The organism is Streptomyces yangpuensis (assembly GCF_024666385.1).
Taxonomy (GTDB): Bacteria; Actinomycetota; Actinomycetes; order Streptomycetales; family Streptomycetaceae; genus Streptomyces; species Streptomyces yangpuensis.
In genome coordinates this window covers 7,371,727-7,390,614 of the sequence record NZ_CP102514.1, presented here as the reverse complement: position 1 = coordinate 7,390,614, position 18,888 = coordinate 7,371,727, and the positions used below count along the sequence as shown (strand labels likewise).

The following is an 18,888-nucleotide window of genomic DNA, read 5'->3' as shown; positions in this document are numbered from 1 at the left end:
TGCCCGGCGGGGCCGGTGACTGTCCACTCCTGTCCGCACCGGTCCGCACCAGTACGCACCTGTGCACTGGAAGGCGGCAGCACCCGCCCCGATCGGCGGCCGCGGGCGGCGCGGCCGGCGTCGGCCGGCGCCGGTTCAGTGGCCGTCGATGACCGTGGCGTACGCCGTTTCCCTGACCTCCGGTTCGGGGTGGCGGCGCAGGGCGACGACGGGGGCGCGGCAGGTGTCCGGCCAGTTGTGGCGCATGCCGAGTGCCGTGGCGAGGCCGACGGCGAGGAGGCCTTCGACGAGTCCGCCGTCGTCGCCCAGGGAACCGATCGCGGCGAGGGCGGCGGCGGGAGCGGCGAGCGGTTCGCCGTACCGGTGTACGGACTTGAGGTCCTCCGCCACCCGGCCCGCGAGCACCGGGCGGTCCCCGATGGCCGCGGCCAGCTCGCGGAGCGCGAGGAGGATGTCCGGCTCGGGCCCCGCCAGGTAGATGGCCCGGACGAGCAGGGCGGTGCGGGTGGCGGTGAGTTGCGGTTCGGTCGCCAGCCGGCGGGCCAGGGCCGCGCACATCCGGTGGTCGCGGGTCCATGAGGTGAGCAGGCAGTCCAGGCGACGGCGGGCCGGCAGGTCACCACCGGGTCCGCCGCCCTCCGGCTCTCCGGCCGTGATGAGGGCCAGCAGCCGTTCCACCACGCCGTGGAGGAGGCTGCCCGGCGCCACGCCACCCAGCGGGTGCGGCAGTTCGGACTGGGCGAGCTGCTGCAGTCCGGACCGCGCCCGCCAATCGCTCAGGGGCGATGCGAGGTCGGTGTAGACGTCCGCCAGCACTCTGCCGGCCGCGGGTGCGTAGGGCGCCCAGTACTCGAGAACGCCCAGGGCTGCGTTCGCCGTGCATTCGTCCGCGACCAGGGGCAGTCGGGCGACGAGTTCCCCGTAACGGGGCCGGTGGGCCGGCGCGAGGTCCATCGTGCCCCGGTCGAGGAGCGCGCTCCGGACCACGTCCGGCCCGTGGGCGGCCGCCGACTCCAGCAGGGCCCACATGTCCTCGTCCGGCAGGAGCGCCGGGGCCAGGCCGACGACCGTGGCGTGCACATCCTGATGGACGCCCGGGGTACGGGCGACGGTGGACAGGAGCGCGGAGGCGGCGCCCGGGGCGAGGTGTGCGACGGCGAGCCGGGCGGCCGCCTTCCGGACGGTCACCTTGACCCCGCTCTCGCGGGTCAGGACGTCACGGAGCACCGCCTCGACGCGGGTGGGACGGGCGTGGGCGGCCGCACGGCCGGCTGCGGACCAGGCGGCCGCCGCCCTGTCGTCGCCCGCGTGGTCGAGCAGGGCGCCGAGGACGGAGGCCGGGTCGTGCAGGTGGGCGGAGGCGTCCAGGGCCGCTGCCGTCAGGACCGCTGTCAGGGCCGTCGGTGCGGACTCGGCATGGAGGGACGCTGCGTCGACAGGGTCTGTGTCGAGGGACCCGGCAGCGCGGGACCCGGCAGCGCCGGACCCGGCAGCGCCGGACCCGGCAGCGCCGGACTCGGAGTGGCCCGAGGCGGAGTGGCCCGAGGCGGAGTGGCCGATGTACCGCTGGAGCAGGGCCCGCCCGTACTCCGGCACCGGCGCCACCGCGCGCAGCAGCGCGGCCCGTTCGTCGAGACCGCGGCCGGTGTCGGCCACGACGGCCGCGGCCAGCCGGACCGCGGCTTGCTGCTGCCGGGGCAGCCACCGGTCGGCGTACCGGTAGGGGGGCAGCGGCCGGGCGGTGCCGGCCGCCGGGAATCGGCCGCCCGGGGGCGGGGTCCTGGGCAGAGCGCGGTCGAGCAGGTCGGTGCGCTCGGCCGCCAGTACGGCGAGCACCGCGGGCAGGAACACCGCGGAGGGCTCCCGCGCCAGCAGCTCGGTGACGCGGGCGCCGCGGGTCGCCGGGTCGGCCAGCCAGGCCTCGGCGACGTCACCGTAGCGGGTGTCCGGGCACGTCCGGAGGGCCTGTTCGAGGCGGTGCCGGAGTTCGGGGATCCGGTGCGCACGGCGGCCGCAGGCCGTGACGAACGCGAGCAGGGGCGCGATGTCCCCCTGGGCGGTGGCACGGTCCAGCCACGGGCCGAGGGCGGTGAGGGCCGCGCGGATCGCGCCGGTGCGCGCGATGCTGCCCGCAGGTCCGAGGTCCACGGTGCCGGTGTGCGCGGTCAGCGCCTCCAGCACGCGTACGGCGCTCCGCAGGGCGGCGGAACCGGCAGGCGTACCGGGGGTCGTGCCGAGCAGGGTCACGGCCAGGGTCCGGAGGGTGTTGCGGGTCTCCTCGGAGCAGTCCCGGGCCCGCAGGGCGTCCAGGCACAGTCGTTCGAGCGACGCGGCCCCGCTGCGGCCGGCGGCGGGTGCGGTGGTTCCCAGGGCGCTCACGAGCAGCGGTGCGGGCAGATCGGCGAAGGCGGCGAGGGCGTCGTGGCGTACGAAGTCGCGCTCGTTGACCAGCCGGCCCGCGGCCAGCGCGAGGATCTCGGCCACCTCTTCCGGGTCGCGGGTGTAGGCGGCGTTGAGGCTCAGCTGCGCCCAGATCGACCCTCGGTCGTCGGCTTTGACGGTACCGAGGGCGGCCAGGAATTCGGGGCGGGCCTCGGCGGGCGGCAGCAGGGAGAGCGGACGCCACCGGCCCCAGCCTCGGTCGCCTCCGGTGCCGAGCCCCTCGATCGCCGCGCGGGCCCGGGCGTGCCGCTCGGCGGCCGGCAGAAGGGCGAGCACCTCCTCGTGCACGCAGACGTTCGGGCGGGTACCGGCCGCGGCGACGACGGCGTCCACGAAGGCGGGGCGGCGTGCCGGGGGCATCGACCGCAGGAGGGTGGTGAAGGCGTTCCGGTGGAGCCACCGCGCCCCGAGCCGGTTCAGGGACGGCGGGTCGGCCTTCACCAGCTGCCGCATGACGGCCGGGCCGGGTGTCCGTTCCCACCGTGCACCGGCCCGCGCGGGGTCGGCGTACCAGCGTGCGACGCGCTCGGCGTCCACCGCGACGAGGTGGCCCAACCCGCCGTGCACCGGATCGGGCAGGTTGTCCGGGCCGTGGCGTTCCAGCAGGTCCAGGACCCGCTCCGGGGCGGCGGGCAGGGCGGCGGCAAGGGCCGTGGCGTGCTGCTTCCACCAGACATCGCGCAACTGCGCGGGAAGACCGGCGAGTTCGCGTTCCGCGTGGGCGAGGACGGCGGCGGGGTGGCGGGCGGCCAGTACGCCCCAGTCCTCGAAGGCGAGCGCCCCGGCGAGTTCGGGCAGCAACTCGGCCGCGAACTGCGGTGAGCAGCCCGGCAGGAGGCGGGCCGCGTCCCGGTCGCCGTACGCGGTGCGCGCCCTGAGGGCCAGCCGCTGCGCGAGCCGGGGGCGCTGTCCGTCGCGCAGCAGTCGTGCGAGGTCGGCCCGGACCACGGCGGGCGCGTCGTCGTACGCGGCCTCGACGGCGGCGTCCGGGACGGGCAGTCGGCGGGCGCCGCGCAGCGCGTACCGGCGGACGACGGGGTCGCTGTCGGCGAGCCGGGCGGCGAGGTGCCCGACTTCACCGCCGGTGAGGGCGGCCAGCGCGGCGAGGCGGCGCTCGTAGGGGCCGCGCGCGTCCAGGGCGGTGAGGAGGTCCCGGAGGGCGCCGTCCCGGGCTGCGAGCCGGTGGGCGGTGACGGCGGTGTGCCGGAGCCGGGCGGCGTGCGGCAGGGGCGCGAGGTCGGCGAGCAGTTCGTCTGCGGTCGAGATCATCGCTGGGCATTGTGCCCGATGGGGTGGCGTCGGCCCCATCGAATTTCGGAGCGCCCGCCGCCCCTCGCGCCCACCGCCACCGCCCACCGCCCGGGTTCGGCGGGCGGCGGGCGGCGGGCGGCGGTGAGGAGGGGGCTTGGGCGGTTACGGGACGCGCAGCGCGGCCAGCCGCTGTTCGAACGGCACGGTGACGAAGCCGTCCGCCGGATCCACCGATGTGATCGCCCCGGTCGGCGAACGCGGCGCGATCGCGGCGGCGGTGTCGACGTCGGGGGCGGTGCCCGCGGCGGGGAGCACTGCGGGGGCGGTGAACCGGGCCAGTTCGGCGCCCGCACGCGCGATCCGCTGTGCCAGTCCCTCCTCGCCCCAGTCCTCCGAGGCCGCGTACACGGCGGTCGGCAGGACGAGCGCGCGCAGGTAGGTGAAGAGCGGGCGCAGGGCGTGTTCGGTGACCAGGGAGTGCCGGGCCGTGCCGCCGGTCGCGCCGAGGAGTACCGGTTTGCCGGTGAGGGCGTCCTTGTCGATGAGGTCGAAGAAGGACTTGAACAGGCCGCTGTAGGAGGCCGCGAACACCGGCGTCACGGCGATCAGGCCGTCGGCGGCGGCCACCGCGTCGAGCGCGGCGGCCAGCCTGGCGGGCGGGAACCCGGTGACGAAGTGCTGGGCGATCTCCGTCGCCAGCTCCCGCAGTTCGATCACTTCGGTCTCGGCGTCCACGTGCTGCAGGGCCGCGGCCGTGAGCCGGTCGGCGAGCAGTCGGGTGGAGGACGGTGAGCTCAGGCCGGCCGATACGACGACGATCTTCATGCCTGCGTCACCTCCTTCGTGTCTTCGGTGGTCTCCCGGGCGGCGGCCGCGACGCGGGCCGAGTGCGTCGGCGCGTCGGGTACGCCGGCCCGGCGCATGTTCGCGAACTCCTTGCGCAGCACCGGTACGACCTCCTCGCCCAGCAGGTCGAGCTGCTCCAGGACGGTCTTCAGGGGCAGGCCCGCGTGGTCCATCAGGAACAGCTGGCGCTGGTAGTCGCCGACGTAGTCCCGGAAGGAGAGGGTCCGCTCGATGACCTCCTGCGGGGAGCCGACGGTCAGCGGCGTCTGGGAGGTGAACTCCTCCAGGGACGGGCCGTGGCCGTAGACCGGCGCGTTGTCGAAGTACGGACGGAACTCGCGCACCGCGTCCTGCGAGTTCTTGCGCATGAACACCTGGCCGCCGAGGCCGACGACGGCCTGTTCGGGGGTGCCGTGTCCGTAGTGGGCGTAGCGCTGCCGGTAGAGGTTCACCATCTGCTCGGTGTGGGAGGCCGGCCAGAAGATGTTGTTGTGGAAGAAGCCGTCGCCGTAGTACGCGGCCTGTTCGGCGATCTCGGGCGAGCGGATGGAGCCGTGCCATACGAAGGGCGCGACGCCGTCGAGGGGGCGGGGGGTGGAGGTGAAGGACTGCAGCGGTGTGCGGAACTTGCCCTTCCAGGTGACGACGTCCTCGTCCCAGAGGCGGCGCAGCAGCGCGTAGTTCTCGATGGCGAGGTCGATGCCGTCGCGGATGTCCTTGCCGAACCAGGGGTAGACCGGGCCGGTGTTGCCGCGGCCCATCATCACGTCGACGCGGCCGTCCGCGACGTGCTGGAGCATCGCGAAGTCCTCGGCGATCTTCACCGGGTCGTTCGTGGTGATCAGCGTCGTCGACGTGGACAGGATCAGGTTCTCGGTGCGTGCGGCGATGTAGCCGAGCATCGTGGTCGGCGAGGAGGGGACGAACGGCGGGTTGTGGTGCTCGCCGGTGGCGAAGACGTCGAGGCCGACCTCCTCGGCCTTCTGCGCGATGGCGAGCATCGCCTTGATGCGTTCGTGCTCGCTGGGCACGCGTCCGGTCGTCGGATCGGCCGTGACGTCACCGACTGTGAAGATCCCGAACTGCATGGCTCCCCTTCCCGAGGTTGTTTACGATTCAACTATACCCGGGAACGAGGGGTGCGGCCGAGGTATTCCCGATGCCCCTGCCGGCTCGGCGGGCCGATCCCCCCGATGCCCCGATGCCCCGACGCCCCGACGCCCCGGCACAACGGGAAGCCGCCCGGCGGGACGGCGCCGGGCGGCTGCTGACGACCGCGTTCGCCGCGACGCGACGGCGGTCAGGCGGGGGCGTTCCAGGCGGTCGACAGCCCGTCCAGCCACGCAGGCGGCAGCTCCACGGCGTCCCACTCCTCGCGCAGCTCCCGCGGCGCGGCGGCGAGCCGCTCCAGCACGGCGATGCTCGTCGCGGAGTGGAGCAGCGAATAGCGGCCGTGCATCGTGATGGCGCTCCCCGGTCCGTAGCCGGCGAACATCCGCTCCAGCCGGGCCTGGTGGTCCGCGGCGAAATCCGTCAGTCGGCCGGCGTATCCCGCCCGCTGCCGGGGGCTCATCGTGCCGAGGACGGCGGCGAGGACCTCGTCCGTCACCTCCGGATCCAGTTCCGAGGCCTCGGTGAAGGACAGATAGAGCGGTGTGACGGCCACCCGGGCCCGTTCCACCTCCATGCGTCTGGCCCGGGGGCGCTCCCCCGCCGGGCCCTGCTCCCCTGCCGCTCCGACGGCCTGCACCAGGGTCCGCTCGGCGACGGCCCCGAGCTCCTCCAGGACGTCCCGGGCGCCGTCGAGCCGACCCGACTCGTAGGGCTCGTCCTTCTCCCCCGCAGCGCTCCGGCCGCCGCTCAGCTCCTCGTGCGCGAGAGCCAGCGCGCCCGCCTCCAGGAGCCCGATCAGTTGCCGTGCGTCATCGGACGGGACTCCCGCCCGGGCCAGGAGCTGCAGCAGCGTCGCCCTCGCGTTCTCGACGCTGACCTCGTCCGGCCACTGCCGCCCCCCGTCGGCCACGCTCATCAGATCCTCCTCGTCGCTCGGTGGTGCGGTGGGTACGACGCATCGCACCCTTCGACCGTGCAACGCGCGACGGCCGGACCGTGCTCCCCGCGGCGGCCCAGCCCGGGCGGCCGGGAGAGCGGCGATCAAGGGCACCGTAGCCGGTGATCCTTCCAGACGGCCGACGGCGCTGCCTCACGCCCTGCGGACGGCCCCGGCGGCGGCGGGTCGGCCGGGGCCGCGCCGGGGCCGCCGCGGGCGTCAGGGACGCAGGCCCGCCCGCCTGAGGGTGATCTCGGACAGGGCGGAGATGGCCTGCCGGTCGCCGCGGCGCCAGGCGTCGGCGAGGCCGCCGGGCGGGGCGGGGATCGCGGCGAGGTCGCCCGGCGGACCGGTGAGGGCACGCAGGGCGAGCAGGTCCGCGCCGCCGGGAGCGTCGAGGAGGCGCCGGATGGTGGCGGTGCGGCGGATCCAGCGCAGCCGGAGGGGAAGCCACAGCAGGAGCACGAAGGCCACGGGGACGACGATCAGGCCGAGCGCGGCCAGGAACGCCACCTGCCCGACGATGTCCTGCAGCGACTCCCCGGCGTCGGCGAGGCCGCTGCCGGCGTCGGACGCGGACCGGAACGGCGTCTGCAGGAGGTCGCCGACGAGCGGCACCCGGGAGGCCGTCTCCCCGGCGTCGTCGAGGGCGGCCGCCAGGCTGTCCCCGGAACTCTCCACCTTCCGGCCCGGCTCGGCCAGCAGCATGATCGTCTCGTGGACGGCCAGGGCGAACCTCACCGCGACGGCGATCAGGAGCACCGCGATCAGGTCCGCGAGGATCTGGCGGTTCCGTCGCGCGGGCGTCTGGGCGTAGAGAAGCAACGGCTGCTCCTGTTCCGGTCACGGCATCGAGGAGGGCCGGCCCCGGCCGGAGCCGTCGACTGCCGACGGCGAGGCCCGGCCGGTCGCTCGACCGTACGTCGCCCCCACCCCGTCCCCGGGTGTCCCCCGGCCCGGTTCCACAAGACGTTGCCGACTTGGCTCAGCGCACAGCCCCCGCGGGCGGAGCGCCGGCAGGGGCTGTGGGGGTGGTCAGGTCAGCCAGGGCTTCCAGACGTTCTCGTTGCGCTCCACCCACTTCTTCGCCGCCTGCTGCGGCGACAGTTTCTCCTCCGCGATCATCAGGGAGACCTCGTTCTGCTGGGCCTTCGTCCAGTGGAACTTCTTCAGGAAGTCGGCCGCCTTGCCGCCCGACTCCGCGAAGCGCGTGTTGAGGTACTTCTGCAGCGGCGTGTGCGGGTACGCGCAGGCCACCTTCTCGGGGTCGTCGGCGCAGCCCTCGCTGTACTCGGGCAGCTTCACCTCGGTCATCGGGACGCGCTCGAAGAGCCACTGCGGCTCGTACCAGTACGTCAGGAAGGGCTTGCGCTCCTTGGCGAACTGCTTGATCTGGGTGATCTGGGCGGCCTCGGAGCCCGCGAAGACCACTTCGAAGTCCAGGTCCAGGTTCTTCACCAGCGCCTTGTCGTTGGTGATGTAGGACGGGGAGCCGTCCAGCAGCTGGCCCTTGCCGCGGCTCTCCGGTGTGCGCAGCTGGTCGGCGTACTTGTCGAGGTTCTTCCAGTCGGTGACGTCGGGATGGGCCTCGGCGAAGTACGTGGGAACGAACCAGCCGATGTGGCCCGTGACCCCCAGGTCCCCGCCGCGGGTGATGGTCTTCTTGCCCTCGACGTACCGCTTCTCCTGTTCGGGGTGGCCCCAGTCCTCCAGGATGGCGTCGACGCGCCCCTGGCTGAGGGCGTCCCAGGCGGGCACCTCGTCGACCTGGACGGTGTCGACCCGGTAGCCCAGCTCGTGTTCGAGGAGGTAGGAGGCGACGGCGGTGTTCGCCTGGGCGCCGACCCACGACTGGACGGAGAGGGTGACGGTCTTCGCGCCCCGTGCCGCCGCGTACGGGGAGGTCTGGCGGGTCATGTCCGCGGCCCCGCAGCCGGTGAGGACGGCGAGTCCGGTCGCGGCGGCGAGGAGGGCCACGCCGCGGCGGCGGCGCGGCGGGCGCCGGTGGTTCGTGTCGCGCATGTCAGGCCTCCTTCGCGGGCTGGGTGACACGGTCGAGGAGCAGGCCGAGGCAGACGATCGCGGCGCCGGCCACCAGACCGGTGGCGAGGTCGCCCTGCGCGAGGCCGAGGACGACGTCGTAGCCGAGCGCGCCACCGCCGACGAGGCCGCCGATGATGACGACGGCGAGGACCAGCACCACGGCCTGGTTGACGGCCAGCAGCAGCGCGGGCCGGGCGAGCGGCAGCTGAACCTGGCGCAGCAGCTGGGAGCGGGTCGCGCCGAGCGAGCGGGCGGATTCCACGACGGCCGGGTCCACCTCGCGCAGGCCCTGGACGGTGATCCGGACGACGGCGGGCAGTGCGTACACGATCGCGGCCGCGGCGGCCGGGGCGCGGCCGACGCCGAAGAGCGCGACCACGGGGATGAGGTAGACGAACTGCGGCAGGGTCTGGCAGACGTCGAGGACCGGCCGCAGCAGCCGTTCGGCCCGGGCGCTGCGGGCGGCTCCCACGGCGGTCGCGAAGCCGAGGACGAGGGTCACGGCCACGGCGGCCAGGACCTGGGAGAGCGTGTCGAGGGAGGCTTCCCACACGCCGAGCACACCGACGGCGGCGAGGGCCAGGAACGCGGTGAGCGCGGTACGCCAGGTGCCGGCGAGCAGGGCGAGGGCGCCGGCCAGGAGCAGGAGCAGCCACCAGGGGGCGGACTGGAGCCCGGCGCGCAGCGGGTCGAGGACCCAGCCGGTGAAGCGGGCGGCCCAGTCGGCGGTACCGCCGACGACGGGGACACCGGAGTAGAGGTGGTCGGTCATCCAGGCGACGGCGGAGTTCACCGGCTCGGCCAGGGAGACGGTCCAGGACTCCGGCCATACGGAGGTGCCGGCCATCCGGCCGACGACGGCGACGGCCACCGCCGCGAGGAGGGTGAGGAGGCGGCCGTACCAGCCCGCGAAGACCCGCCGCAGCAGGTGCTGTTCGCTGACGGGTACGGGTTCGGCGCCGAGCCGGCGGCCCGCGGCGTCCGCGGTGCGGTCGAGGACCACGGCGAGCAGCACGATCGGGATGCCGGCGGCGAGGGCGGCGCCGACGTCCACGGAGGCGAGGGCCTGGTAGACGCGGTCGCCGAGGCCGCCCGCGCCGATCACGGAGGCGATGACGGCCATGGAGAGGCCGGTCATGATGGCCTGGTTGACGCCGAGGAGGAGCTGCGGACGCGCCAGCGGGAGGCGGGCGGTCAGCAGCCGCTGGCGGCCGGTGGCGCCGAGCGAGGCGGTGGCCTCCATGACGCCCGCGTCGGCCTCGCGCAGGCCGAGGGCGGTGAGGCGGGCCATCGGCGGGGCGGCGTAGACCACGGTGGCGAGGACGGCGGCGGGCACGCCGATGCCGAAAACCAGCACCATCGGCAGCAGATAGGCGAAGGCCGGCAGGATCTGCATGGTGTCCAGTACGGGGCGCAGCAGGCGGTGGGCGCGCGGGGAGAGGCCCCCGGCGAGGCCCAGCAGGGCGCCGAGCACGACGGAGGCGCCGACGGCGACAACCATCAGCGCGAGGGTCTGCATGGTCGGCACCCACATGCCGAGCAGCCCGCAGGCGGCGAAGGCGGCGGCGCAGGTCAGGGCGAGCCGGGTACCGGCGAGGCGCCAGGCCACCAGGGCGGCCAGGGCGGTGACCCCGGTCCAGCCGGCGGCGAGGAGGAGCACGTACACGGCGCGGACGGACACCACGACGGCGTTGCTGACGTGGCCGAAGAGGTACAGGAACAGCGGGTGGCTGTCGCGGTGGTCGATGATCCAGTCGCCGGCGCGGCCGAGCGGGCCGGAGAGGTCCACGGCCAGGTCCGCGGGCCAGCTGCCGGCGCCGGGGAAGGCCACGGCGAGCGGGATCAGCAGGGCGACGGCGATGCCCATCGGCACCAGGAACGCGCGGCTCGCGACCGGGCCGCGCCATGCTCTGCGGGGCCGGTCCGCGGCGGCGGGCGCGGTACGGGAGGGCGCCGGCCCGGCGGGTCGTGCCGCGGACCTCCGGGTCTGCGCGGGGACCACGGCCCGGGAGCCGGCCTGGGTGTGGGTCGGGGACGCGGTCATGCGCACCACCTCCGGGCGTCGGTGACAGGGGTCGGGGGACGGTCGGCGCGGGTCATGCCGCCACCCCCGTCCGGGCGGGGCGCGTCATGCCGCCACCCCCCATTCGGGCAGGGCGCGTCATGCCGCCACCCCCCGGCCGGGCGTGGCCGGGAGCCCGGCCACGACGGCGAGCAGCCCGGCGTCGTCCACGACGCCCAGGCAGCGGCCGTGGTCGACGACACGGGCCGGTCCGCCGCTGCGGGCGACGGCCTGGATGGCCTCGACCACGGTGGTGGCGGGGCCCAGCGCGGGTCCCTGTTCTGCCTCGCCCGCGACGGCGGGGCGCATCGCGGTGCGGACGGTGAGCACCTGCTCGCGCGGGACGTCGCGGACGAAGTCCCGTACGTAGTCGTCGGCCGGGGAGCCGACGATCTCCTCGGGCGTGCCGAGCTGGACGATGCGGCCGTCGCGCATCAGGGCGATCCGGTCCCCCAGGCGCAGTGCCTCGGCGAGGTCGTGGGTGATGAAGACCATGGTGCGGCCCTCCTCGTGGTGGAGCCGGGCGACCTCCTCCTGCATCTCCCGTCGGATGAGGGGGTCGAGGGCGCTGAACGGCTCGTCGAACAGCAGCACCTCGGGGTCGGCGGCGAGGGCGCGGGCCAGGCCCACGCGCTGCTGCTGGCCGCCGGAGAGCTGGCCGGGGCGCCGGTCCTCCAGTCCGTCCAGGCCGACCTTGGCGACGAGTTCGGCGGCCTTGGTCCGGCGGTCCCCGCGGCCGACGCCCTGGATCTCCAGTCCGTACGCCACGTTGTCGAGGACGGTGCGGTGCGGGAGCAGGCCGAAGTGCTGGAAGACCATGGCGGCGCGGTGGCGGCGCAGGGCGCGCAGCCGGGTGGCGTCCATGGCCAGGACGTCCTCGCCGTCGATGGTCAGGCTTCCGGAGGTCGGCTCGATGAGGCGGGTGAGACAGCGTACGAGGGTGGACTTGCCGGATCCGGACAGGCCCATCACGACGAAGACCTCGCCCTTGCGGACGTCGAAGCTGACGTCCCGGACGGCAGCGGTGCAGCCGGTGCGCTCGCGCAGGTCGGCGGCCGGGAGGTCGGCGTCGGCGGAGCCGGGGACCTTCGCGGCGGCCTTGTCGGGGCCGAAGACCTTCCAGAGGCCGTCCACGGAGAAGACGGGGGACCCCGCCGGGGCGCCGGCGGACGCACCGGCGGGTGCGGTGAGGGACGGGGCAGGAGTGGTGCCGGGGTGGGTGGCGGAGGTCCTGCCGGGGGTGGTGGCGGGGGTGGTGTTCATCGGGTACCACCGTCCCGGGCCAGCAGTTCGGCGGCTTTCTCTCCGACCATGAGCACTCCGATCATCGGGTTGACGGCGGGCATCGTCGGGAAGACGGAGGCGTCGGCGATGCGGATGCCCTCGAGGCCGCGGATCTTCAGGTCCGGGCCGACGACCGCGCCGGGGTCGTCGGCGGCGCCCATCCGGCAGGTGCCGGCCGGGTGGTAGACGGTGTGCGCGACGGAACGGGCGTACGCGCTCAGCTCCTCGTCGCCGGTGATCTCCGGGCCGGGGCACACCTCGCGGCCCAGCCAGCCGGCGAGCGGCTCCGTCGCGGCGATCTTCCGGGCCAGCTTGATGCCGTCCACCAGGGTCCGGCCATCGTAGTCGTCCTCGTCCGTGAAGTAGCGGAAGTCCAGGGCCGGTTTGACCTCGGGGTCCGCGCTGGTGAGGTAGAGGCGGCCGCGGCTGCGCGGCTTGGGGATGTTGGGGGTCATCGACACTCCGTGCGCGGGCCGTTCGTAGCCGATGCGCTCGGGATTGTCGGTGAAGGGGACCTGGTAGAAGTGGAACATCAGGTCCGGTCCCGCGGATTCGGGGTCGCGGCGGACGAAGAGCCCCGCGTCGCTGTCCATCGCGGAGTTGTCCGGGATCGGGCCGTCGGTCTCCCAGACGATCACCGACTCGGGGTGGTCCAGGAGGTTCTCCCCCACCCCGGGCAGGTCGTGGACCGGCGGGATGCCGAGGGCCTCCAGGTCGGCGCGCGGGCCGATGCCGGAGTGCAGCAGCAGGCGCGGGGTGTCCACGGCTCCGGCGCACACCAGTACCTCGCGGCGTGCGGTGACCAGGGACTCCGTACCGTCGGCGGCGCGTACGCGGACTCCGCGCGCCCGGGTGCCGTCGAGTTCGATCCGGTGGGCCCAGGTCTCCAGCAGGATGCGGAGGTTGGGGCGTTCGTCCATGACGGGGTGGAGGTAGGCCACCGACGCGGAGGAACGCTTGTTGTCCTCGGGGTGGTAGGCGAGGTCGAAGAAGCCGACGCCCTCGTGGAAGGGCTTGCGGTTGAAGCCCTCGATGCGCGGCACGCCCAGGGCGCTCTGCGCGGAGTCGACGAAGTCGCGGGCGATGGCGTTGCGGTCCTTCTCGGCCACCGGGACGATGTTGTTCAGGAGCTTGTCGAAGTACGGGTCCATGGCGGCCGCGTGCCAGCCCTCGGCCCCCGCCTCCGCCCACTCGTCCCAGTCGGACGGGAGCGGCTTGAATGAGATCAGGGTGTTGTGCGAGGAGCAGCCGCCGAGGACGCGGGCGCGGCTGTGGCGGATGTGCGAATTGCCGCGGGGCTGCTCGGTGGTGGGGTAGTCGTAGTCGAGTTCACCGCCGAGCAGGCCCATCCAGCGGCGCAGGGTGAGCACGTCGGGACGGTCGACGTCGCTGGGCCCGCCCTCGATGACGGCGACGGTGACGTCGGGGTCCTCGGTCAGGCGGGAGGCGATCACCGAGCCGGCGGTGCCGCCTCCGACGACGACGTAGTCGTACTCGTGCTCCGCCGGGGTGGGATGGTGTGGGGGGGTGGTCATGCTGTGCTCCTCCTTCAGCCCGCGAACCAGCGCACGGGGCGCGGGGCGAGGTTCTGGTACACGTGCTTGGTCTCGCGGTACTCGGCCAGGCCCGAGGGGCCCAGTTCGCGTCCGGTGCCGGACTTGCCGAAACCGCCCCACTCCGCTTGCGGGAGGTAGGGGTGGAAGTCGTTGATCCAGACGGTGCCGTGGCGCAGCCGGCCCGCGACGCGGCGGCCGCGGCCGGCGTCGGAGGTCCAGACGGCGCCGGCGAGGCCGTACTCGGTGTCGTTGGCGAGGGCGATGGCCTCGGCCTCGGTGCGGAAGGTCTCGACGGTCAGGACGGGCCCGAAGACCTCCTCCCGTACGACGCGCATCCCGCGGTGGCAGCGGTCGAGCACGGTCGGCCGGTAGAAGTAGCCGGGGCCGTCGGGGCGTACGCCGCCGGAGCGGAGCACGGCTCCCTCGGCGAGGGCGGAGGCCACGTACTCCTCGGTGCGTTCGCGCTGGGCGGCGGAGACCAGCGGACCGCACTCGACGCCGGGGTCGGTGCCGCGGCCGAGGCGGATCCGGTCGGCGCGGCGGGCGAGTTCGGCGACGAAGCGCTCGGCGACGCTCTCCTCGACGATGAGCCGGGAGCCCGCGGAGCAGACCTGGCCGCTGTGCATGAAGGCGGCGTTGAGGGCCTGGTCGACGGCGGTGTCGAAGCCCTCCTCGGTGGCGCAGGCGTCGGCGAAGACGACGTTGGGGTTCTTGCCGCCGAGTTCGAGGGCGACCTTCTTGACGGAGTCGGCGGCCGCGCGCATCACCTTCGTGCCGCTGGTGAGACCGCCGGTGAAGGAGACGAGGTCGACGTCGGGGTGGGCGGCGAGGCGCGCGCCGACGGGGTCGCCGGGGCCGGTGACCAGGTTCGCGACGCCGGCCGGCAGTCCGGCCTCGACCAGCAGGCCGATGAGGGCCGCGGTGGACAGCGGGGTGATCTCGCTGGGCTTGAGCACGAAGGTGTTGCCCGCGGCGAGGGCGGGGGCGATCTTCCAGGAGGCCTGGAGGAGCGGGTAGTTCCAGGGGGTGATGAGCGCGCAGACCCCGACGGGTTCGTGGACGACGACGCTGTGGACGTCCGGGGTGCCCGCGTCGACGACGCGGCCCGCGCTCTCGCCGGAGACGAGGTCGGCGAAGTAGAGGAAGGCGTCGGCGACGCAGTTCACGTCCACCCGGCCCTCTTCCAGGGTCTTGCCTGCGTCGCGGCTCTCCAGCAGGGCGAGGCGTTCGCAGTCGCGGTGGAGCAGGACGGCGGTGCGGCGCAGGACGGCCGCCCGTTCCAGGACGGGGGTTCGGGGCCATTCCCCGCCGTCGAAGGCGGAGCGGGCGGCGCTGACGGCCGCGTCGGTGTCCGCGGTGCCGCCCTCGGCGACGACGGCGAGGACCGTGCCGTCCGCCGGGTCGAAGACCTCTCGGGTGGCTCCTGAGATCGCGGAACGCCACGTTCCCGCGATGTGGATGGTCGTCTGCTCGGACACGACGCGCTGTACCTCCGATTCCGGCCACCGCGGCGTCCCCGCGGTGGTGCTGCTCGGGCGCGCTTGCCCCGGTCCTCGGAAGACATGTCCCAACAGTCACTGGAAGTGACGGGAGTCACTCCTTGTGGCTCCGCGGAGGGCTGGGCCGCAGGGCCTGCGTCACACCCCCCGGCCGGGACGTCCGAGGCCGCCGGGACGGCCGGGACAGCAGCGGGCGCAGACACTCCGGGTCCGGCGGCTCGGCCCGGCCGGTGCGCGGGTCGGGCACGAGGCCGGAAGTGCCCAGCCACTCGGTGAGGTACTTGGCCCTGGAGATCCCGGGGCCCCCGGTTGCCGCGCGGGCGGCCGGCCGACCGCGGCTGCCGCAGACGTCGTCGCGTCAGCCGCCGGTCGTACGGCCGGACGTGCCTCAGGTGTTCGCCAGCAGGAGGTGGCGCTCGTCCGGGGTGAGGCCACCGCGCACACCGTGCGGGATCCGGTCGGCCAGGGCGTGGCGGCGGCACGGGAGCCGGACCGGGCACCGGTGGCAGACCGCCTTGGCGGCCTCTTCGCGCTCCCGGACGGCCTCGGCCCGCTCGTTCACGGCCGGCTCGAAGACGTCCCGCGCCCCGGAGCGGCACGGTCCGTCGAGTGGTGCGTCGTGCCGGGCGTCGAGCATCCGCGGGTGGAGGAGTACGTCCGTACGGGAGTTGTCGGTCACGCCCGGGTTCCTTCCGGCAGGGGCGGTCCGTCGTGACCGCCTGTTCCGGCGCGTATCACCGGAACGGGCGCATCCATGCGCCGCCGGTTCCCCGGGTCACAGGCGCCAGTACGTACCGGCCCGGGAGTCGACGTGCACCACGTGCCGGCCGACGCGCACCACGTGGTGGTCCGGGCCGGACCAGGAACCGGCGGCGCCGTCCGCCCCGGGCAGCGGGGTCCAGATTTCCAGGAAGGTGCTGCCGTCCGGGTTGGTGCCCCGCTCGACGAGGTCCGCGCCGTCCCACCGGAAGGTGCCGGTGTCGTCGCCGGGCTCACCCGTGACGTGGTGGAAGCGCACGCGGGAGCCGTCGAAGGAGGTCGTACCGGCGAAACCGCGACTGTCGGCGTAGTACGGCCCGGCCTGCAGCCACACCACTTCGCCGTCCGGCGGGTCTTCGATCAGCGGTCCGCCGTCGCGGCTGATGCCGCGCCGCAGCCAGGCACCGCGCCCGGGTACCGGGACGCCGTCGGCCCGGCCGTCGCCTCGGCCCTCCGCCCGACCGCCGGCCGTCGGCTCCGGCGCCCGCTCCCGCTCCGGCTCAGGCGCGGTCATCGGTGGCGGCGGTGTCGTCCACGGCCAGCAGCGTCAGTGGCACGTTGCCGCGCACCGCCTGCGAGTACGGGCAGACCGCGTCCGCCCTGTGCACCAGGGGCTGCAGGTCCGCCGCCCGCCACCCCGGCAGGCTGACGGTGAGGGACACCGCGAGGCCGTATCCGGCGGGTGTGTCCGTCGTACCGAGCTCCACCTCGCACGCCACGCGCGCGGCGGAGGCGTCCGCCCCGAACTCGGCGGCGACTTCCGCGAGCGCGGAGGTGAAGCAGGCTGCGAAACCGGCCGCGAACAGCTGCTCGGGGTTGGTGGTGCCGGGTACCTTCTTGCGCGGCGGCGCGAGGCGGACGTCCAGGCGTCCGTCGTCCGTGCGGACGGCTCCGGTACGGCCCCCCGAGGCGTGCGCGGTCGTCCGGTACAGGCTGCGGGTGAGTGGCACGGTCATGGCGTTCGTACGGCCCATCTTGCTCGACGAGGACACTGCCCGGGTGCGGACAGCGGGCGGTGCCGCTCGTGCGGCAGCACCTCGCGCGTCGTCGTGCGTAACCGGGTACGGCGCATCTCGTCCGGGGCCTGGGATCCGGCCGCCGCACAATCTAGCACCGCGGAGTGTCGGCCCGGAACCGGCTGCGGTACGCCCCCGGCGGAAGCCCCTCCCACCGGGTGAAGGCCCGGACCAAAGCCGTCGCACCGCTCAGCCCGACGAGCGGTGCGATCCGGTCCAGCGGCAGGTCGGTGGTCTCCAGGAGCCGTCGGGCCCGGGCGCGGCGGGCGGCATCGAGGAGGGCGCGCCACGACGTGCCCTCGGTGTGCAGGGCCCTGCGCAGGCTGCGGACACTCAGGTTGAGCTGCCGGGCCGGGCCCTCGGGGCTCGCGTCCTCCAGCGTGGCCCGGTCGAGCCACCGTCGGACGCCTCCGGCCACCGTCCCGGCCGCGGACAGCCGCGCGAGGAGACGGTCGGCGTAGGCCCGGTGCAGGGCGTTGAGCACCGGGTCGTGGACGGGGCGGCGCCGGTCGAGGTCCGCGTCCGCGACCGTGATCGCGTTCTCCGCGGCGTCGAAGGCGACGGCGCAGCCGAACACCCGCGCGTACGGCTCGGCGGCCCCCGCGCGGGCGTGCGCGAACGACACGGTCAGGGGTGTCCAGTCGTCGCCCACGATCCAGCGGGCCGCCCGCACCATGCTGCTGACGACCGCTTCCACCTGCTGGGGGTGCATGGCGGACGGTCCGACGGTCGGCCGGTAGCCGATCCGGCCGACGCCGCCCTGGCGCTCCAGGGTGACCGTGCCCGCCTGGCTCACCAGCGGGTGGTAGCGCTCGGCCGCCTCCGCGGCCTCCGCGAGGCTGGCGCAGGTGAGGATGAGGTGGCCGAGGATGTGCAGGCCGTCGGGCCGGATGAGGTCGCCGACCAGGAGGCCGGTGTGGGGGCCCGCGTCCCCGGCGGCGAGCACCCCGTCCCACAGGGCGCGCATCTCGCCGTACTCCAGCCGGTCCGTGGGCAGGGCCCAGGGACCGGACCCGCCCCCGCCCCCGCCCCCGCCCCGGGCCGACGCGCTCAGGACGGCGTGGGCGTAGGACGCGGTGACGGAGGGCGGCTCGGCGGTGGACACGGCCGTCAGTCAATGCGGGCGCACCACCCCCGTCAAGGGTGTCCGCGGGCCGTCCGGCGCGGGAAGACACGGGAGGGGCAGGACCGGTCCGGGGAGTCAACGCCTTGGCCGTGGGGGTCAATGACGGCGCGGCGGGCCGCTCTTAGCGTCGTCCTTCGGACACCAGAGGAGTACGCCGTGATTCTCTTCCTGCTCCCCGCGGGCGACTACGACCCCACCGAGGCGGCGGTGCCCTGGGCCGCGTTGCGGGACGCCGGCTTCGAGGTGCGTTTCGCGACCCCTGACGGAAAGGTCGCGCTCGCCGATCCCCGGCTCACGGACCTCGGTTTCTCGTGGCTGTCGCCCTGGCTGATGACCCGCCGGGCCGAGCTGGCCGCATACCGGCGCCTCACCGAGGACCCGTCGTTCCTCGCTCCCTGCGCGTACGCGGACGTCGATCCGGACGCCGTCACGGGCCTTTTCGTCCCCGGTGGTCACGCGCCGGGCATGCGGACGCTCCTCGAAAACGCCACCGCCCAGCGGTTGTTCGCCGGGATCTTCGCCCGGGGGCTGCCGGTGGGGGCCGTCTGCCACGGAGTGCTGCTCGCCGCCCGGGCCAAGGATCCCGCGACGGGGCGCTCGGTCCTCCACGGCAGGCGGACGACGGCCCTGACGTCGTTGCTGGAGTTGACGGGGTGGAACCTCACCCGTCTGTGGCTGGGGCGCTACTACCGCACGTACCGGACCACCGTGCAGCAGGAGGTCACGGCGGCGCTCGCCGATCCGCGGCACTTCCTGGCCGGTCCGCCTCTGCCCGTGCGCGACACCGCCGCCCGGCCCGGGCGCGGCTTCACCGTCACGGACGGCAACTACGTATCGGCGCGGTGGCCGGGTGACTGCCACCGCCTCGCGGCGGACTACCTCGCGCTGGTCCGGGCGCACGCGGCGGCGGGAACGGCGGACCGCGCGGGGTGAGCCGGCCGGGGTCCGGACGGC

15 protein-coding genes and 1 riboswitch are annotated in these 18,888 nt (G+C 74.6%); of the genes, 1 reads left to right on the top strand and 14 read right to left on the bottom strand.

The genetic code is table 11. The features are described from left to right. Window positions 1–135 precede the first annotated feature (135 nt). The 14 genes from NRK68_RS33500 to NRK68_RS33435 all read right to left on the bottom strand — a co-directional run bounded on the left by NRK68_RS33500 (window position 136) and on the right by NRK68_RS33435 (window position 17,913). Window positions 136–3,711 carry a hypothetical protein gene (locus NRK68_RS33500; protein ID WP_257857672.1) on the bottom strand — a complete coding sequence of 1,192 codons (3,576 nt, stop codon included), beginning with the start codon at window positions 3,709–3,711 and terminating at the stop codon, window positions 136–138. 144 nt (window positions 3,712–3,855) lie between these two features. Further along, window positions 3,856–4,518, bottom strand: coding sequence for a CE1759 family FMN reductase (locus tag NRK68_RS33495; RefSeq protein WP_257857671.1), 663 nt, complete (start codon window positions 4,516–4,518; stop codon window positions 3,856–3,858). Then, window positions 4,515–5,627, bottom strand: a complete 1,113-nt coding sequence (locus tag NRK68_RS33490) for an LLM class flavin-dependent oxidoreductase (protein WP_257857670.1) — start codon at window positions 5,625–5,627, stop codon at window positions 4,515–4,517. Before NRK68_RS33490 ends, NRK68_RS33495 begins: the two co-directional genes overlap by 4 nt. A gap of 212 nt (window positions 5,628–5,839) precedes the next feature. Then, window positions 5,840–6,568: a hypothetical protein gene (locus NRK68_RS33485; protein ID WP_257857669.1), complete on the bottom strand. Its 729-nt coding sequence runs from the start codon at window positions 6,566–6,568 to the stop codon at window positions 5,840–5,842. 240 nt (window positions 6,569–6,808) lie between these two features. Further along, on the bottom strand, window positions 6,809–7,414 hold the full coding sequence (locus NRK68_RS33480) for a hypothetical protein (protein WP_257857668.1): 606 nt from the start codon (window positions 7,412–7,414) through the stop codon (window positions 6,809–6,811). 210 nt (window positions 7,415–7,624) lie between these two features. Further along, complete coding sequence (locus tag NRK68_RS33475; protein ID WP_373024335.1) at window positions 7,625–8,611, bottom strand: ABC transporter substrate-binding protein; 987 nt, start codon at window positions 8,609–8,611, stop codon at window positions 7,625–7,627. Between the two features lies 1 nt (window position 8,612). Then, the gene (locus tag NRK68_RS33470; protein WP_257857667.1) at window positions 8,613–10,676 is read right to left on the bottom strand and encodes an ABC transporter permease; all 2,064 of its coding nucleotides are present in this window, start codon (window positions 10,674–10,676) and stop codon (window positions 8,613–8,615) included. Between the two features lie 117 nt (window positions 10,677–10,793). Beyond that, window positions 10,794–11,957 carry a quaternary amine ABC transporter ATP-binding protein gene (locus NRK68_RS33465; protein ID WP_257857666.1) on the bottom strand — a complete coding sequence of 388 codons (1,164 nt, stop codon included), beginning with the start codon at window positions 11,955–11,957 and terminating at the stop codon, window positions 10,794–10,796. Beyond that, the gene (locus NRK68_RS33460) at window positions 11,954–13,513 is read right to left on the bottom strand and encodes a GMC family oxidoreductase (RefSeq protein WP_257857665.1); all 1,560 of its coding nucleotides are present in this window, start codon (window positions 13,511–13,513) and stop codon (window positions 11,954–11,956) included. The genes NRK68_RS33465 and NRK68_RS33460 overlap by 4 nt, the downstream gene beginning before the upstream one ends. A 14-nt stretch (window positions 13,514–13,527) precedes the next feature. Further along, window positions 13,528–15,012 carry an aldehyde dehydrogenase family protein gene (locus NRK68_RS33455; protein ID WP_257857664.1) on the bottom strand — a complete coding sequence of 495 codons (1,485 nt, stop codon included), beginning with the start codon at window positions 15,010–15,012 and terminating at the stop codon, window positions 13,528–13,530. A 409-nt stretch (window positions 15,013–15,421) separates the two neighbouring features. Next, on the bottom strand, window positions 15,422–15,712 hold the full coding sequence (locus NRK68_RS33450; protein ID WP_373024332.1) for a WhiB family transcriptional regulator: 291 nt from the start codon (window positions 15,710–15,712) through the stop codon (window positions 15,422–15,424). Between the two features lie 96 nt (window positions 15,713–15,808). Then, window positions 15,809–16,306: a hypothetical protein gene (locus NRK68_RS33445; protein ID WP_257857663.1), complete on the bottom strand. Its 498-nt coding sequence runs from the start codon at window positions 16,304–16,306 to the stop codon at window positions 15,809–15,811. Then, window positions 16,293–16,748: an Ohr family peroxiredoxin gene (locus NRK68_RS33440; RefSeq protein WP_257857662.1), complete on the bottom strand. Its 456-nt coding sequence runs from the start codon at window positions 16,746–16,748 to the stop codon at window positions 16,293–16,295. Before NRK68_RS33440 ends, NRK68_RS33445 begins: the two co-directional genes overlap by 14 nt. Before the next feature lie 82 nt (window positions 16,749–16,830). Continuing rightward, window positions 16,831–16,894, bottom strand: a riboswitch (guanidine-III (ykkC-III) riboswitch). A 5-nt stretch (window positions 16,895–16,899) separates the two neighbouring features. Continuing rightward, window positions 16,900–17,913, bottom strand: coding sequence for an AraC family transcriptional regulator (locus tag NRK68_RS33435; RefSeq protein ID WP_257857661.1), 1,014 nt, complete (start codon window positions 17,911–17,913; stop codon window positions 16,900–16,902). Between the two features lie 177 nt (window positions 17,914–18,090). Here NRK68_RS33435 and NRK68_RS33430 point away from each other — a divergent pair, with 177 nt between their 5' ends. After that, window positions 18,091–18,867, top strand: a complete 777-nt coding sequence (locus tag NRK68_RS33430) for a type 1 glutamine amidotransferase domain-containing protein (protein WP_257857660.1) — start codon at window positions 18,091–18,093, stop codon at window positions 18,865–18,867. The last annotated feature ends 21 nt before the right edge of the window (window positions 18,868–18,888 follow it).

Excerpts from the sequence above, each read along its gene's own strand:
- NRK68_RS33500 (WP_257857672.1), bottom strand. The coding sequence starts at position 3,711 with ATGATCTCGACCGCAGACGAACTGCTCGCCGACCTCGCGCCCCTGCCG.
- NRK68_RS33495 (WP_257857671.1), bottom strand. The coding sequence starts at position 4,518 with ATGAAGATCGTCGTCGTATCGGCCGGCCTGAGCTCACCGTCCTCCACC.
- NRK68_RS33490 (WP_257857670.1), bottom strand. The coding sequence starts at position 5,627 with ATGCAGTTCGGGATCTTCACAGTCGGTGACGTCACGGCCGATCCGACG.
- NRK68_RS33485 (WP_257857669.1), bottom strand. The coding sequence starts at position 6,568 with ATGAGCGTGGCCGACGGGGGGCGGCAGTGGCCGGACGAGGTCAGCGTC.
- NRK68_RS33475 (WP_373024335.1), bottom strand. The coding sequence starts at position 8,611 with ATGCGCGACACGAACCACCGGCGCCCGCCGCGCCGCCGCCGCGGCGTG.
- NRK68_RS33470 (WP_257857667.1), bottom strand. The coding sequence starts at position 10,676 with ATGACCGCGTCCCCGACCCACACCCAGGCCGGCTCCCGGGCCGTGGTC.
- NRK68_RS33465 (WP_257857666.1), bottom strand. The coding sequence starts at position 11,957 with ATGAACACCACCCCCGCCACCACCCCCGGCAGGACCTCCGCCACCCAC.
- NRK68_RS33460 (WP_257857665.1), bottom strand. The coding sequence starts at position 13,513 with ATGACCACCCCCCCACACCATCCCACCCCGGCGGAGCACGAGTACGAC.
- NRK68_RS33445 (WP_257857663.1), bottom strand. The coding sequence starts at position 16,306 with ATGACCGCGCCTGAGCCGGAGCGGGAGCGGGCGCCGGAGCCGACGGCC.
- NRK68_RS33440 (WP_257857662.1), bottom strand. The coding sequence starts at position 16,748 with ATGACCGTGCCACTCACCCGCAGCCTGTACCGGACGACCGCGCACGCC.